This is a genomic window from Streptomyces sp. NBC_01351 (genome assembly GCF_036237315.1).
Taxonomy (GTDB): domain Bacteria; phylum Actinomycetota; class Actinomycetes; order Streptomycetales; family Streptomycetaceae; genus Streptomyces.
On record NZ_CP108356.1, the window covers coordinates 3261438 to 3276236 of the forward strand.

Below are 14799 nucleotides of genomic sequence, written 5' to 3' on the forward strand. Positions count from 1 at the left end.
GGGCTGGACGCGCCCGCCGGGAGACTCGCGAATGAGGTAGGGAATTCGGTTCGGCGTTGCCCGAACCTTGACTAGGCGGAGGGCCTTGCCCGTCGCCCGTCCAGGAGTGCGGCGGCCGTGAAGAACTCCACGCCGACCGCGATCGCGGACTCGTCGACGTCGAAGTCGCCCCGGTGCAGGTCCCGCTTGGCGAGGTCGCCTGGGGTACGGACCCCCAGGCGGGCCATGGCGCCGGGGACGTGCTCCAGGTACCAGGAGAAGTCCTCCCCGCCCAGGCTCTGCTCGGTGTCCTCGACCGAGTCGGCGCCGCGCCGGGCTGCCATGGCCTCGCGGAGCAGTTCGGTGACCGCCGGGTCGTTGACCACCGGCGGCACCCCGCGCACGTGGTTGATCTCGAACTTCGCCCCGTGCATGGTCGCGACCTCGTCGATCGCCGCGTGGATCATGTCGGGGGCCTCGTGCCAGGCGCCGAGGTCGAGGCACCGTACGGTTCCGGACAGCTCGGCGTGCATCGGGATGACGTTGCAGGCGTGCCCGGCCTCGATCCGGCCCCAGGTGACGGACATGCCCGAGCGGGCGTCCATCCGGCGGGACAGCAGCGCCGGTACGTCGAGGGCCACGCGGGCGGCCGCCGTGACCAGGTCGGTGGTCAGGTGCGGGCGCGCGGTGTGCCCGCCGGAGCCGGAGAGCGTGACCTCCAGCCGGTCGCAGGCCGAGGTGATGGCACCGGGCCGCAGCCCGATCTTCCCGGCGTCGACCCGGGGGTCGCAGTGCACGGCGAGGATCTTGCCCACGCCGTCCAGGACCCCGGAGTCGATGGCGTCGGTGGCCCCGCCCGGGAGCACTTCCTCGGCGGGCTGGAAGAGCAGCCGCACGGGGCGGGGCAGCAGGCCCTGCCGGTCGAGTTCGGCGAGGACCAGGCCGGCGCCGAGGACGACGGTGGTGTGCACGTCGTGGCCGCAGGCGTGGGCGCGGTCCGGGTAGGTCGAGCGGTACGAGACGTGCGTCTTGGCATCCGGGATGGGCAGGGCGTCGATGTCCGCGCGCAGGGCCAGCACGGGACGCTCCCCGTCCCAGCTGCCGACGTCACAGATGAGTCCGGTGCCGGACTTCAGTACCCGTGGTCGCAGGCCGGCTTTCTCCAGTCGGGCCTTGATCGCCGCCGTGGTCCGGAATTCCTGGTGTCCGAGCTCGGGGTGCATGTGCAAGTCCCGGCGGAAGGCGATCAGTTCGGCACGCAGGTGGTCCGGAAGTGTGCCGGGCAGCTCGGGCCGGTCGGACGCGGCGGGCTGGGCGGTCTGAGACTCGCGGGACATCAACTGGTTCACCCGTTGAAGCCTAGGCGCACGGACGGGTCAACTGGCCGGGGATCCCGAAAAGTTCATGCCGTTAGGGGAAAGAAACCCGACCTCTGGACGCATGACCGGGCGGGCCCGCGGGTACACTCGCACGCTCATCCGGCCGCGGGCGCCGCCTGAGCAGGCAGTCTGTGCACGTCGCGGGCCGTGTCGGTGACCCCGGCGAGGAATCCGCGGGCCCTGGGCGAGGCGGTGCCGGTCAGCCAGTCGGGGTCGACATCGCATACGGCCACGGTGACTCCGGTGCCGGCCAGGGCGAACGGCAGCGTGTGGACGACCGTTGACGGGAAGCTGACGACGGTCCGGCCGACCGGGCCGCGCCGCGCGATCAGCTCCAGCGGCAGGTCGGGCCGTACGATCTCCAGCCCGGTCGCCTCGCTCAGTGCGCGGAGCTTCTCCGGGGACTCCCGGCGGTGGGCGAAGTAGCGGGTGGCGCCGTGCTCCCGGGTCAGGGTGCGCACGGCGTCCAGGTAGCGGTCCGGGTCGACCACGCCGGTCTCCACGAGGGAGGTGCCGACGAGGTCGGTGCCCTTGGTCAGGCGCGGCGGGCCGAAGCGGGCCCGGGTCCAGGCGAAGTCGTTGACCCGCAGCGTCATGCCGCCGTGCGGGGTGACCGGCATGGAGCTGAACACCTCGACGGCGCGGCCGCTGCCCTCGCCCGGCGTGAAGCGGCGCCGCGCGGTCGCCGAGACCGGCGCGTACAGGAGCTCCTTCACCCGGGCGGGGAGCCCGCCGCCGCCGACCCGGTGCCAGCGGACGAGGCGCTCGCCGCGGGCGGTCTGGGCGATGAACTCCATGGTGGCGGTGCCGTCGTCGACCACCACGAGGTCCTCGGCCCGTACGAGGGTGAGCAGCAGCTGCACGTAGCGCGAGAAGGGGTCGCCGACGACGACCGTGCGCGCGGCGCGGACGTCGCGCGCCAGCGCCGCGAGCGCCTTGAAGGGCGCGAGGCGGCCGCCGCGCGCCTCCTGCCAGCGGACCTCGTGCCCCTCGTCCCGGGCCAGCGACGCCATCCGGCGCAGCTGACCGCGGGACATGGGGTCGGTCGGGGGCAGTACGACGATCCGCAGCCCCGTCGCCCCGGGTTCGGGCGCCGCGCCCTTGGACCCGTCGCGGCGGGACTGGCTGGGCACCGCACCGAGCAGCGGGGCGGCGCCCCGCGCGTGCGCCCACTCCAGCACGTTCAGCAGCTGGACCGGGCTCTCGACGAACGCGAGGGCGGAGGCGGAAAGGGGCACGGCGTACTCCTCGTCAGGGGACGGAACCTCATACGCGCCGGACCGGAGGTCAGACGGTGGCCAGGTCTCCCTGGACGCGGCGGAGCTTCTTCATGGGGCCGAGCTCGGACTCGTAGACGCGCTTGACGCCGTCGCCGAGGGCGGTCTCGATGGTGCGGATGTCGCGGACCAGGCGGGTCAGGCCGCCGGGCTCCACGGAGGCGGCCTGGTCGGAGCCCCACATCGCGCGGTCGAGGGTGATGTGGCGCTCGACGAAGGTGGCGCCGAGGGCGACGGCGGCGAGGGTGGTCTGGAGGCCCGTCTCGTGGCCGGAGTAGCCGATCGGGACGTTGGGGTACTCCTCGCTCAGGGTGTTGATCACCCTCAGGTTGAGCTCCTCGGCCTTGGCCGGGTACGTGGAAGTGGCGTGGCAGAGAAGGATGTTGGCGCTGCCGAGCACCTCGACTGCGTGGCGGATCTGCTGCGGGGTGGACATGCCGGTGGAGAGGACGACGGTGCGGCCGGTGGCGCGCAGGGCGCGCAGCAGCTCGTCGTCGGTGAGCGAGGCGGAGGCCACCTTGTGGGCGGGGACGTCGAACTTCTCCAGGAAGGCGACGGCCTCGGTGTCCCACGGGGAGGCGAACCAGTCGATGCCGCGCTTGGCGCAGTGCTCGTCGATGGCGCGGTACTCGTCCTCGCCGAACTCGACCTTGTGGCGGTAGTCGATGTACGTCATCCGGCCCCAGGGGGTGTCGCGCTCGATGTCCCACTGGTCGCGCGGGGTGCAGATCTCCGGGGTGCGCTTCTGGAACTTCACGGCGTCGCAGCCGGCTTCGGCGGCGGCGTCGATGAGGGCGAGGGCGTTGCCGAGTTCGCCGTTGTGGTTGATGCCGATCTCGCCGACGACGTAGACCGGGCGGCCGGGGCCGGCGGTGCGCGATCCGAAGGTGCGGTGGCGGGGGTCGGGGGTGGAGGTCATGGCAGGGGACGTCCTTCGGTGCGGGGGTGTCTGGTGCGGGGGTGTCTGTTGCGGGGGCGTCTGGTGCAGGGGTGTGTGGCGCGGGGGTTCGGGCTGCGGGTCGGGCCGTTCGTCGAACAGGGAGGCCAAGAGGCGGGCGCGGGCCAGGTCGTGCGGGTCGTCGATCTCCAGGACCCGGGCGGGGTCGGTGGCGACGGGCAGCGTCCGGCCGAAGAAGCGGTGGCGGGCGGTGCGGAAGCCGGGGGCGTCCATGGCGTAGGCGGCGCCGGTCTCCAGGAGGTCCTGGGGACGGTCCTGGCGGCGGGGGCGGTACGCCTTGTCGTGGTTGACGCCGGCCCCGGAGCCGTCGGCGTCAGCACGCCAGAGGAAGCCGTGGAACGGGGCCACGGTCATCGCCGAGTCGGCGGCTCCGGTGGCGACGGCGGCGGCGACGGACTCCACCTCCCCGGAGGTCAGGAAGGGGCTGGTGCACTGGACGAGGAGGACCACGTCCACGGTGAGGGAGTGCAGTTCCTCGAAGGCGCCGAGGGCGTGCAGGACGGCGGCCTCGCTGCTCGCGGTGTCGCCGGAGATCGCGGCGGGGCGGGCGATCACCTCGGCGCCGGCCGCGCGGGCGGCGGCCGCGATGGCCTCGGAGTCGGTGGAGACGACCACGTCGGTGACGGTGGGCGCGGAGCGGCAGGCGCCCACGGCGCGGGCCACGAGCGGCACCCCGCCCACGGGCTCGGTGTTCTTCCCGGGGACGCCCTTGGATCCGCCGCGCGCCGGGATGACGGCGAGGACCCTCACAGCTCTCCCATCCGGCGGATCACCGGGGCCACGCGCTGCACCCCGTGCCGGTACGCCCCGCGGGCGGCCTCGCGCAGGTGCGAGCGGACCCAGCGGCGCAGCCGGGACTCCCCCGCCGACTCCCGTACCGCGCCCGGCAGCGGGGTGCCGTCGGGCCCGAGGTGCTGCCGCCCGAGGATCCCGGGCAGGTAGCGGGGGGCGGTGGTGAGCGTGTAGTACGGCTCGGGGGCCGGGAGTTCGGCCCGCTCCAGCAGCCCGGCGAGCTTCGCCCGGGCCAGGGCGTAGGCATCGCCGCCCGCTGCGGACTGGCCATGGGCAGCGGGCGCGGGCGAGGCTTGCAAGGAAAGCCCCTGCGCGGCCAAGCCCGGCGCAGCCGAACCCGCCGAGCCGAGGGCGGGCGCAGCCGAACCGTCGGCAGTGAGCCCCGGCGCAGCCGAAGCGGCAGCGGGCTCGGCCAGGCGGACGCCCTGGGCCGCGAGCCAGGCCGGGTCGCCCTGCGGCAGCAGACCCGCGTCGAGCTGGTCCCAGGAGGCCAGGCAGCCCGAGCCGAGGAAGTGGTGGTTGCCGAGGGCTTCGCGGATGCCGAGGTCGGTGAGGACGGCCGTCGGGATGGACCGGTGCAGGGATTCGAGGGCGGCGGTGGAGGAGACGGTGACCAGCAGGTCGGTGCCGTCCAGGACCTCGCCCATGTTCCCGTAGACGAGGCGGCAGTTGGCCGGCAGCCCGCCGGGGATCCGGTCGGCGAGGCGTTGGTAGGGCTGCTCCTCCAGGTGCGTGGTGTGCTCCCCGGGGCGGCTGCGCAGCTTGATGAGCACCTCGCGGTCCGGGTGCAGCCGGGCGTGCGCGGCGGCGCGCTCCAGCAGGTACGCGCGGTCGGCGCGGCTGTCGGGGACGGAGGGCTGCACGGCGAAGACGACGGTGTGCGCGCGGTTGCCGACCGGCTCGTACGGCTCCCCGCCGAGGAACGGCAGCGCGGTCTCGGTGACGGCGCCGGCGTCCGCGCCGACCCCTTCGTACACGGCGCGGAAGCGCTCGGCGTCGTGGCGCGAGTTGGCGAGGACGAGGTCGGCCCCGTGCCGCAGCAGCAGCCCGTCGGCGAGCTTCTCGTACACGACGCCCACGTAGCCGGTGACGAACACGGGCCGCTTCGCGGGGTTCGGCCACAGCGCGCGGGCCCCGTGCAGGACGGCCTGGACGGCCCCGCCGACGAGGGCGAGGACGATCACGTCGTACCGGTCGCGCTCGATCTCCGCGAGGAATTCGGCGCAGGTCACCTCGGAGAGCCGGTCGGCCCGCACCCCCACTTCGCCGAGCTGGCGCGCGGTGGGCGTGGCCCGGCCGCGCAGCAGGTATCCGGTGAGCTGCATCCCCTGGTCGGGGTCGGGGCCGGAGGCGGAGTCGGGCACGAGACGGCGGGCGGTGAGTGCGCCCCATTTCCATCGCGTATCGGAATCGGCGAGTACGGCGACGCGTTTGCGTTCTGGCACGCCGCAGAAGCTATTCCGCGATTTCGGTCATCGGCCCAACGAACGCACAACAGCGGGTTAACAACGCGTCGACGGAATGAGAAACCGGACGGGTTAACGCGCCCGCCGTGCGGCGTTCACATGGAATACGCATCCGGGCCATGATGAATGCCGGCCGCCGGCCTAATGTCTCGCGGGTGCCCAAGCTCTCTGTTGTCGTGCCGTTCTACAACGTGCAGACATATGCACCGGATGCCCTGAAAAGCCTCGCCCTCAACGCCCGGGACGATTTCGAGTTCCTCCTGGTCGACGACTGCTCCACGGACGGGACGCCCGATCTGCTGGAGCGGGCGGCGCGCGAGCTGCCCGGGGTGGTGCACCTCAGACACGAGCGGAACGGCGGCCTGGCCACCGCGCGCAACACCGGGCTGGACGCGGCCCGCGGCGAGTACCTCGCCTTCCTCGACGGGGACGACTGGCTGGCCCCCGGCCACCTGGCCCGGATGCTGGCGGCCATCGAGTCCCTGGACTGCGACTTCATCCGTACCGACCACGTCAAGTGCACCGGGAGGACGCGCAGCGTGCAGCGGGTCCCGTACGGTCCGCAGGGGGTCGTCGCCGATCCGCGGACCGCGATCCTGCCCGCCGACCGGGCCACCTCGGTGGACTATCCGTACGCCTGGGCCGGCATGTACCACCGGCGGCTGCTGGACAGTGGCCTGCTGCGTTTCACCGACGGGCTGCGGACGGCGGAGGACCGGCCGTGGATCTGGCGGCTGCACCGGGAAGCGAAGTCCTTTGCCGCGGTCGGGCTGCCGGGAATCTTCTACCGGCGCGGGGTTTCCACCTCACTCACGCAGATCAAGGACGAACGGCAGCTCGATTTCATCAAGGCATTCGACGAAGTCCTCTCGGACGTGCGGAACGACCGGGAATCCGATCTTCTGCTGCCGAAAGCCGTACGAACATATTGCGCCATTATCGCGCACCATTTCGGTTCCATCGAAAGGTTCGAACCGGTCGTGGCCAAGAAACTCCGTTCGATGAGCGCGGCCGCGCTCGGACGCATGCCCCAGGACGTACTGGACCAGGTCCTCGACTCGATGGACGTCGAACGCTCCACCGCCCTGCGCCGCCTGCGCCCCGGCCGCCGCGCCCTGTCGGGGGCGACCGCCCGATGACCACGCAGCTCTTCCTCGCCTCCACCCTCTACGGCGCCGCCACCCTCGCCGCGGGCATCGACGCCGGGTCCTTCCCGCCCGCCGGCCGCCGGATCCTCCTGACCAGCAACCACGCCGTCGCCGCCGAGGTCACCCCCGGGGTCGCGGACATGCCGGGCTTCGCCGCCCTGCGCTCCCGCTTCGACGAGGTGCTCGACTGGAACCGCGTCATCGAACCCCAGCACCCGAGCACCTGGGCCCCGCGCGCGGAGGACGTCCCGCTGTGGGAGCGGCAGCTGCGCACCCTGTGGGGGCTGGGCGAGGACCGCGTCGAGCTGATCGTGGAGTCCCTCCAGGTACCGCCGGCCCTGACCCTGTGCCGGCTCTTCCCGGGCGCCGCCGTCGAGGTCTACGCCGACGGGCTGATGAGTTACGGACCCACGCGCTTCCGGCTCGACCCGCAGATCGGGATGCGCGTACGGCGGGTGCTCCACCTGGACCTCGTACCGGGGCTGGAGCCGCTGCTGCTGACGGAGTTCGGGGCGCGGGCGGAGCTGGTGCCGACGGAGGCCTTCCAGAAGGTGCTGGCGGAACTGGCGGAGGCGGCGGAACCGCCCGCGGCCGGCCCCGGCGGGATCGGGGAGGCCCCCGCCCTGCTCCTGGGCCAGTACCTCTCGGCGCTCGACCTCATGAGCCCGGAGCAGGAGGAGGAGCTGCACGTCTCGATGGTCCGGGGCGCGCACGCGCTGGGCCACACGGAACTGGTCTTCAAGCCGCACCCCAGCGCCCCGGTCGCCTACTCGCGCCGGGCGGAGGCGGAGGCGGAGCGGCTGGGCGCCCGGATCACCGTCCTCGACACCCCGGTCCTGGCCGAGGTCCTCTACCAGCGGCTGCGCCCGGCACTGGTCGTCGGCTGCTTCTCCACCGGCCTGCTGACCGCGGCCACCCTCTACGGGCTCCCGGTGGCCCGCACCGGCACGGACGCCATACTGGCCCGCCTGACCCCGTACCCGAATAGCAACCGCGTCCCGCTCGCCCTGGTCGACGCCCTGCTCCCCGACCTCGCGGACGCGGAGGCGGTGCGCACCTGGACCCCGCCGGCCGCCGAGCGGGTGCGCGAGGAGACGGCCGGGCTGCTCACGGCCGTCGGGTTCACGATGCAGCCGCAGATCCTCGCCGGGCGCAGGCCGGCCGCCGAGGAGTACCTGGCCCGGCACCTGACCCCCCGCACCTGGCGGTACTTCACCCGCCGCCGGCTGACCGGCCTGGGCCTGCCGGGCGGCATCCCCGCCCAGCTGTCGTTCCTGCCGCGGAGCCGGGCGGTGCGGCGGGTGGCCCGCCGGCTGCGCCGCGTACTGCGCTGACGGGCTCGGCCGGCGCAAGCGGCTGTCGGCCGGGCCGCCTCAGCTGACGGCGAGCTTCGCCGCGAAGCCGAGGAACAGCACGCCCGCCGCCGAGGTGGCCCCGGCCGACAGCCGCTTGCGCCGGCGGAAGGCCGCCGAGAGGCGGGTGCCGCCGAATATCAGCAGCGTCAGGTACAGGAAGCTGCCGGTCTGCAGCAGGCCGCCCAACAGCAGGAACGACAGGGCCGGGTAGGCGTAGGACGGGTCGACGAACTGCACGAAGAAGGACATTAGGAAGAGGATGGCCTTCGGGTTGAGCAGGCTGATCAGCAGCGCCCGCCGGTAGGGCCGCTCGTTCTGGCCCGCTTCCGCGGGGGCCTCGGCCACCGCCGCGGCCTCGACCTCGGCCCGCTCCGCGCGCGTGCGCCACAGCGTCCAGGCGCCGCGCATCATGCCCACGGCCAGCCACGCCAGGTATCCGGCCCCGAGGAACTTGACCACGGTGAACACCAGCGGGCTCGCTTCGAGCAGCGCCCCGGCGCCCAGCGCGGTCAGCAGCATCAGCACGGCGTCGCCGGTGAACACTCCGGCGGCGGCCTTGTAGCCGGTGCGGACGCCGCGGCGGGCGGCCACGGACAGCACGTAGAGCGAGTTCGGCCCCGGCAGCAGAACGATCAGCACCAGGCCGGCGAGATAAGTCGGAAGATCTGTCACACCCAGCATGTGCAGGAGTGTCCCACGAAGTGGCACCTGTCAGTCCACTTGATTTCACCAGGTGGAATCGACCGGTTCGTACGTTCCCCAGACCTCCCGCAGCGCCCCGCACACCTCCCCCACCGTGGCCCGCGCGCGCAGCGCCTCCTTCATCGGGTACAGCACGTTCTCCGTCCCGCCCGCCGCCGCCCGCAGCCCGTCGAGCGCCGCCGCCGCCGCCTCCCCGTCCCGCTCCGCCCGCAGCCGGGCGAGGGCCTCGCACTGCCGCGCCTCGATCGCCGGGTCCACGCGCAGCGGCTCGTACGGCTCCTCCTGCTCCAGCGTGAAGCGGTTGACCCCGACCACCACCCGCTCCCCGCTCTCGGTCTCCTGCGCGATGCGGTAGGCGTTCCGCTCGATCTCGCCCTTCTGGAAGCCGTTCTCGATCGCGGCGACCGCCCCGCCCTGGTCCTCGACCCGGCGCATCAGCGCGAGCGCCGCCGCCTCCAGCTCGTCCGTCATCCGCTCCACCGCGTACGACCCGGCGAAGGGGTCCACCGTGTGCGGGACGTCCGTCTCGTACGCGAGCACCTGCTGGGTGCGCAGCGCGAGGCGGGCCGACTTCTCCGTCGGCAGCGCGATCGCCTCGTCGAAGGAGTTGGTGTGCAGCGACTGGGTGCCGCCCAGGACGGCGGCCAGCGCCTGCACGGCGACCCGTACGAGGTTCAGCTCGGGTTGCTGCGCCGTCAGCTGGACCCCGGCCGTCTGCGTGTGGAAGCGCAGCATCAGCGACTTCGGGTCCCGCGCCCCGAACTCCTCGCGCATGACGCGCGCCCAGATCCGCCGGGCCGCCCGGAACTTCGCGACCTCCTCCAGGAGGGTGGTGCGGGCGACGAAGAAGAAGGAGAGCCGGGGTGCGAACTCGTCGACCGCCATCCCGGCCGCCAGGGCCGTACGCACGTACGCGATCCCGTCGGCGAGCGTGAAGGCCACCTCCTGCGCGGGCGAGGCCCCCGCTTCGGCCATGTGGTAGCCGGAGATGGAGATGGTGTTCCACTTGGGGATCTCGGCCCGGCAGTAGCGGAAGGTGTCCGCGGTCAGCCGGAGCGAGGGGCCGGGCGGGAAGATGTACGTTCCGCGTGCGATGTACTCCTTGAGCACATCGTTCTGAATAGTCCCCGTCAGCTGCGCGCCCGAGATGCCCTGTTCCTCCGCAACCAGCTGGTAGAGCAGCAGGAGCAGCGCGGCGGGCGCGTTGATGGTCATCGAGGTGGAGACCCGGTCGAGGGGGATCCCGTCGAACAGGATCCGCATGTCGTCGACGGAGTCGACGGCGACCCCGACCTTGCCCACCTCCCCGTGCGCGAGCGGGGCGTCGGAGTCGTGCCCCATCTGGGTCGGCAGGTCGAAGGCCACGGACAGGCCGGTACCGCCGCCCTCGATGAGCTGCCGGTACCGGGCGTTGGACTCGACGGCCGTCCCGAAGCCCGCGTACTGCCGCATCGTCCACGGCCGGCCGGTGTACATGCTCGGGTAGACCCCGCGCGTGTACGGGAACCCGCCGGGCTCCCCGAGGGCCTCCACCGGGTCCCACCCCGTCAGGTCGCCGGGTCGGTAGACGGGTTCGATGGGGGTTCCGCTCTCCGTGTGCGCCGTCACGTCAGTCCTCCGTAGAGCAAGTGGGCCCGGGGCTGGTACAACCGACGCGCACATGTCCTCGAAAGGCTGCGGACGGCTCCTGGTCACAATGGCGCAACATCCCTCGGCCGAGTGCAACTCTCCACGCGCGCGAGGCATCACCTAGATATACGACGTAGAAATCGGGGGACTGCTCATGCACCGCCACAGAGTCATAATTCGCACGCTCGGGATCGCCACCGCCGTCGCGCTCGCCGCGACCGCCTGCGGACCGCAGAAGTCGGAGTCCGCGGGCTCCTCTTCTTCCGTTTCGTCCTCGCCCACGGCGGGCGCGACTCCCGAGGTCTCTCCCTCCACGGACAACAAGCCGGCCGACGCCTCGCCGTCGGCCTCCGCGTCCGCCTCCGCTTCGCCCTCGCCCTCCGCCTCGCCGACCGTGAAGCCCATCATGGCCAACGGTGACGACAGCGAGCAGGTGCGCGAGCTCCAGGCGCGGCTGAAGCAGCTCAAGCTGATGACGGTCGCTCCGACCGGTTTCTACGGTTCGAAGACGACGGCCGCGGTCAAGTCCTTCCAGTCGAAGAACGCTCTGACCGCGAGCGGTTCGGTCGATGACGCCACCTGGAAGAAGATCCAGAAGCTGACGAAGAAGCCCACCGCCGACGAGCTGCGCCCGCCGACCGTCAACGAGGCCGACGCTCCGGACCCGCGCTGCATGACCGGTCGCGTGATGTGCATCAGCAAGGAGAGCCGCACGCTCGCCTGGATGATCGACGGAAAGATCATCTCCACGATGGACGTGCGCTTCGGCTCGGAGAACACCCCGACCCGCGAGGGCGTGTTCAAGGTGGACCGGAAGGAAAAGGACTGGGTGTCGACGCTCTACCACACGCCCATGCCGTACTCGATGTTCTTCAGCGGCGGCCAGGCGGTGCACTACTCGGCCGACTTCGCGGCCCGCGGCTACGCCGGCGCCTCGCACGGCTGCGTGAACGTCCGGGACAAGGGCAAGCTGGCGGCGGTCTTCGGAGAGGTCCAGGCCGGCGACAAGGTCGTCGTCTACTGGTGAGTCCGGTCGGGCCGGGGGGGAATCCGGTCTGAAGTAGAGGGCGCGGGCAGGGCCGGGGGAACGTGCCCCGCCCGCGCCGGTTGCGCAGAGCCCAGGGGTACGGGGGGAACCCCGGCTCATGCGCGGCCGATGACCAGTCGGCTCGTTATGTACTGCGTCGGCGGGTCGAAAAGTGTTACAGGCAGGTCCGCGCGAGTTTCCGCAGACGCTCCGAGGTCCGTCAGCGCACGGTCGACAAGCGGCTGCCGGGGCTCGCGGGAGCCAGGGTCCGGGTGCTCGGCCAGCCGTCTCCCGTGGCCGAATCTCCACGCTGGCCGCCCCCGGTGACGCCGCTCAGGAGCGACTCGCAGTAGGCCGGGATACGGGTGGCCCCGCGGGCCAGGAGCGAGAGGCGCTCGCGACGCTCGGCGGTGATGCTGCCCGCCCGGTAGTCCTTGCACAGGTCCACGGCCTTGAGTCGGAGGTCCTGGCCCTCCCTGTCGCCCTCCTTGGCATCGCCCTCGACGCCGAGGGTCTCGCGGGTCCCGCCCCCGCCGCCGACCTCGCCCTCCCGGGTGTCCCCGTCCGGGCCGCCGGTGGCGGAGGTGCCCGAGGAGCTTCCCCCGGTGGCCGAGGCGCCGGGCGAGGTGCGCCCGCTCGCGCCGGGAGACTGCGTCGCGCCCGAAGTCGTCCCCGGTACCGCGCCGTCGCCCCGGTGCGGGGTGCGCCGGTCCTTCGGGGCGAGGGTCGGGGCGCCGCTGCCGACGCCCTTCGCCTGTTCCTCGTCGACGCTCACGGACATCGCCGGCCCGGGTCCCGCCGAGTCGTACCGCTCCTGGCCCAGCAGCCCCGCGGCCGCCACGGCGGCCAGGCCGCCGACGGTGACGCTCGCCAGGGCGGCCGCCAGACCGAAGCGCACGGCCCGGCCGCGCCGGAACGCCGGCGCGGCGGTGAGGGCGGAGCCGGCGGAGGCGGTCGGGGTCGAGGCCACGTGGCCGATTTCGATCAGGGGCTCCGCGTACGACACCGCGTGCGGGAGGTCGGCCGCGGGGCGCCGGGCGCCGCGCGCCGACCGGAAGGCGGCCATCGCGGCTGCCTCGCGCGCCTGCGCGTCGGACGGCGGCTGAGGCCGGGCCAGGGAGTCGAGGGCCGCGCGCAGCCGGGCGGCTTCGGCGCGGGCGCGCGGGTCCGCGGCCGGACCCACCGGTTCCAGGGGTTCACCGCGCAGCAGTTTTTCCGCCGCGGCTTCGTCCAGCCACCGCCCGTCGCGCTCGTCGGCCATCACATGTCCTTCTGCGTCCGCCAACGTGAATGCGTCACACCGGTTTGTTCTACGAGGCCCCCGCTGCGGCCGCGCTGCGCGGGAACGGCGTCGAGATCCCTCCCGCCCCCGCCGTCCCGTGGCTGGCCACCGGCATTATGACCGACGGGAACTCCGAGGTCCGATTCGGGCGGGAAGCCGATCTCGCCGTCCGCCGCTCCGAGCAGTTCGGCGAGCTTCTTCAGGCCCCGGTGCGCGGCGGTGCGTACGGCGCCGGGGCGCTTGCCCAGGGTCTCGGCCGCGCTCTTGGCGTCGAGTCCGACCACGACCCGCAGGACGACGGCCTCCGCCTGGTCCTGGGGGAGCTGGGCGATCAGGGCCATGGTGCTGCCGGTGGCGAGGGACTCCATGGCCGCGGAGGCGGTGTCGCACTCCGCGGCCCAGCCGGTGAGCTCGGTGTCGTCGCCGCCGATGGCGGGGCGGCGGCCGCGCATGCGGATGTGGTCGAGGGCCCGGTTGCGGGCGATGCGGGCGGCCCAGCCGCGGAAGCGGTCGGCGTCGCCGGTGAAGGAGTCGAGGTCGCGGGCGATCTGCAGCCAGGCCTCGGACGTGACGTCCTCCGCGTCGCCGTCCCCGACGAGCGTGCGTACGTATCCGAGCAGGCGTGGGTGCACGGCGCGGTACACAGCACGGAACGCGTTCTCGTCGCCGTCCTGTGCCGCGAGCACCGCGGCGGTCAGCTCCGCGTCGTCCCCCAGCAAAGTCCCCAACCCGTTCAACGTCCCAGTACGTGTGGCGCAAATCAGCACGTTACGGCTTTCCGCACCCCTCGTCCACGTGTTGTACAACCTGCAACCATTCCTACGCGGAGCGGGGTGTGACACAAAACGCACTCGGGGCGCTGACAGGGGTACGGGCTTGTCGCACGAGCCCGTGACGGATGGCGACCGGGGCCTCTCCTGTGGGGGGTGGCGGCCTCGGTCGTCCTCCACCTCTCCGACGTCACTCACGTCGCTCACGTCACCCGCGCCGCTCACGTCATCCTTTCGGCTCACTTCCGGGTGAAAACCTCGAATGGGTACGACACACCCGGCTCCACGTCGATAGCGTGGCGGAACACCCGCGTCGCGCCCCGAGGAGCCCCCTGCTGTCCAGCCACCTTCCGGCACAGGCCCGCGGCAGCTCCGACCCTTCTCACGGCTCCGGACTGGCGCGGTTCAACGCCCTCTCCCCCGAAGCCGCCCAGGCCGTCCTGATGCACTGCTGCGGGAGTGCGCGCTGGGCGCACCGGGTGGCCGCCCACCGCCCGTATCCCGACGTCGGAGCCCTGCTGGCCGCCGCGGACGAGGCCTCGTACGACCTCTCGCAGGCGGACCTGACGCAGGCTCTGGCCGCCGAACGCTCGGCGGAACTCGCCCACGACGCCCCGTACGCCGCGCTGCTGGCCCTCGACGCGGCGCACGCCGAGTACGAGCGCAAATTCCGACACGCCTTCGTGATCAGCCTCGACGAGCACCCTCCGGAGGAGCAGGCGGACCAGCTCCTCACCGCGATCCGCCGCCGGATGGGCCACGAGGTGGACGAGGAGCGATCGATCTCCGCCGACGAGCTGCGCCGTGTCGCGCGGACCCGGCTGGCCGAGGTGACACGCCGACTGACCTCGACAGATGGGGTACCTGCCACCGAATTCGGGCTATTCGCCCCTGTGGGATAGTCCGTCCGTGCCTGTTTGATCACACCGATGGCCCCCGCGCAAGGGAACCGACAAAGCGTCGCTACGATGTCCGGGGCCGGAGGACCGTACCCGGCCGGGCCCGACCGACAAAGAAGCCGGCTGGCCCCCGCCC

At 72.6% G+C, this 14799-nt stretch carries 13 protein-coding genes and 1 pseudogene; 4 read left to right on the top strand and 10 right to left on the bottom strand.

The window, feature by feature from the left end:
• Positions 1 to 71: 71 nt before the first annotated feature.
• The 5 genes and pseudogenes from OG625_RS14635 to OG625_RS14655 form a co-directional block, all read right to left on the bottom strand.
• Complete coding sequence (locus OG625_RS14635; RefSeq protein WP_329390675.1) at positions 72 to 1316, bottom strand: amidohydrolase; 1245 nt, start codon at positions 1314 to 1316, stop codon at positions 72 to 74.
• 137 nt (positions 1317 to 1453) lie between these two features.
• Complete coding sequence (locus tag OG625_RS14640) at positions 1454 to 2596, bottom strand: hypothetical protein (protein WP_329380325.1); 1143 nt, start codon at positions 2594 to 2596, stop codon at positions 1454 to 1456.
• A gap of 49 nt (positions 2597 to 2645) precedes the next feature.
• Positions 2646 to 3554 (bottom strand): N-acetylneuraminate synthase family protein, encoded by a 909-nt coding sequence (locus OG625_RS14645; protein ID WP_329390677.1) that lies wholly within the window; start codon positions 3552 to 3554, stop codon positions 2646 to 2648.
• A gap of 420 nt (positions 3555 to 3974) precedes the next feature.
• Positions 3975 to 4343, bottom strand: a pseudogene (locus OG625_RS14650) (acylneuraminate cytidylyltransferase family protein); the annotation flags it as partial.
• The gene (locus OG625_RS14655) at positions 4340 to 5830 is read right to left on the bottom strand and encodes a DUF6716 putative glycosyltransferase (protein WP_329380328.1); all 1491 of its coding nucleotides are present in this window, start codon (positions 5828 to 5830) and stop codon (positions 4340 to 4342) included. The gene OG625_RS14655 and the pseudogene OG625_RS14650, both read right to left, overlap by 4 nt.
• A gap of 176 nt (positions 5831 to 6006) precedes the next feature.
• On the opposite strand from OG625_RS14655, the gene OG625_RS14660 reads away from it, so the two are divergent.
• On the top strand, positions 6007 to 6990 hold the full coding sequence (locus tag OG625_RS14660; protein ID WP_329380331.1) for a glycosyltransferase family 2 protein: 984 nt from the start codon (positions 6007 to 6009) through the stop codon (positions 6988 to 6990).
• Entirely contained in the window at positions 6987 to 8333 is a 1347-nt protein-coding gene (locus OG625_RS14665) for a polysialyltransferase family glycosyltransferase (RefSeq protein WP_329380335.1), read from the top strand. Before OG625_RS14660 ends, OG625_RS14665 begins: the two co-directional genes overlap by 4 nt.
• A 39-nt stretch (positions 8334 to 8372) precedes the next feature.
• Here OG625_RS14665 and leuE read toward each other — a convergent pair whose 3' ends face one another.
• From leuE to OG625_RS14680, 3 genes are all read right to left on the bottom strand, one after another.
• The gene (gene leuE / locus OG625_RS14670) at positions 8373 to 9035 is read right to left on the bottom strand and encodes a leucine efflux protein LeuE (protein WP_329380338.1); all 663 of its coding nucleotides are present in this window, start codon (positions 9033 to 9035) and stop codon (positions 8373 to 8375) included.
• Between the two features lie 45 nt (positions 9036 to 9080).
• The gene (locus tag OG625_RS14675) at positions 9081 to 10664 is read right to left on the bottom strand and encodes an acyl-CoA mutase large subunit family protein (protein WP_329380341.1); all 1584 of its coding nucleotides are present in this window, start codon (positions 10662 to 10664) and stop codon (positions 9081 to 9083) included.
• A gap of 141 nt (positions 10665 to 10805) precedes the next feature.
• Positions 10806 to 11093, bottom strand: coding sequence for a hypothetical protein (locus tag OG625_RS14680; protein WP_329380344.1), 288 nt, complete (start codon positions 11091 to 11093; stop codon positions 10806 to 10808).
• Here OG625_RS14680 and OG625_RS14685 point away from each other — a divergent pair.
• Positions 11092 to 11712, top strand: a complete 621-nt coding sequence (locus OG625_RS14685; RefSeq protein WP_329380347.1) for a L,D-transpeptidase family protein — start codon at positions 11092 to 11094, stop codon at positions 11710 to 11712. The genes OG625_RS14680 and OG625_RS14685 overlap by 2 nt on opposite strands.
• 220 nt (positions 11713 to 11932) lie before the next feature.
• Here OG625_RS14685 and OG625_RS14690 read toward each other — a convergent pair whose 3' ends face one another.
• Both OG625_RS14690 and OG625_RS14695 read right to left on the bottom strand, forming a co-directional pair.
• Positions 11933 to 12973, bottom strand: coding sequence for a hypothetical protein (locus OG625_RS14690; RefSeq protein ID WP_329380350.1), 1041 nt, complete (start codon positions 12971 to 12973; stop codon positions 11933 to 11935).
• Positions 12973 to 13713 (bottom strand): RNA polymerase sigma factor, encoded by a 741-nt coding sequence (locus OG625_RS14695; protein ID WP_329390679.1) that lies wholly within the window; start codon positions 13711 to 13713, stop codon positions 12973 to 12975. The genes OG625_RS14690 and OG625_RS14695 overlap by 1 nt, the downstream gene beginning before the upstream one ends.
• 347 nt (positions 13714 to 14060) lie before the next feature.
• Here OG625_RS14695 and OG625_RS14700 point away from each other — a divergent pair, with 347 nt between their 5' ends.
• On the top strand, positions 14061 to 14666 hold the full coding sequence (locus OG625_RS14700; RefSeq protein ID WP_443067718.1) for a 2-oxo-4-hydroxy-4-carboxy-5-ureidoimidazoline decarboxylase: 606 nt from the start codon (positions 14061 to 14063) through the stop codon (positions 14664 to 14666).
• The last annotated feature ends 133 nt before the right edge of the window (positions 14667 to 14799 follow it).

Bases quoted from the DNA above. Each gene is read 5' to 3' on its own strand.
- OG625_RS14635 (WP_329390675.1), bottom strand. From the start codon at position 1,316: ATGTCCCGCGAGTCTCAGACCGCCCAGCCCGCCGCGTCCGACCGGCCC.
- leuE (WP_329380338.1), bottom strand. From the start codon at position 9,035: ATGCTGGGTGTGACAGATCTTCCGACTTATCTCGCCGGCCTGGTGCTG.
- OG625_RS14680 (WP_329380344.1), bottom strand. From the start codon at position 11,093: ATGATGGGCTTCACGGTCGGCGAGGCGGAGGGCGAGGGCGAAGCGGAG.
- OG625_RS14690 (WP_329380350.1), bottom strand. From the start codon at position 12,973: ATGGCCGACGAGCGCGACGGGCGGTGGCTGGACGAAGCCGCGGCGGAA.
- OG625_RS14665 (WP_329380335.1), top strand. From the start codon at position 6,987: ATGACCACGCAGCTCTTCCTCGCCTCCACCCTCTACGGCGCCGCCACC.
- OG625_RS14685 (WP_329380347.1), top strand. From the start codon at position 11,092: ATGGCCAACGGTGACGACAGCGAGCAGGTGCGCGAGCTCCAGGCGCGG.
- OG625_RS14645 (WP_329390677.1), bottom strand. From the start codon at position 3,554: ATGACCTCCACCCCCGACCCCCGCCACCGCACCTTCGGATCGCGCACC.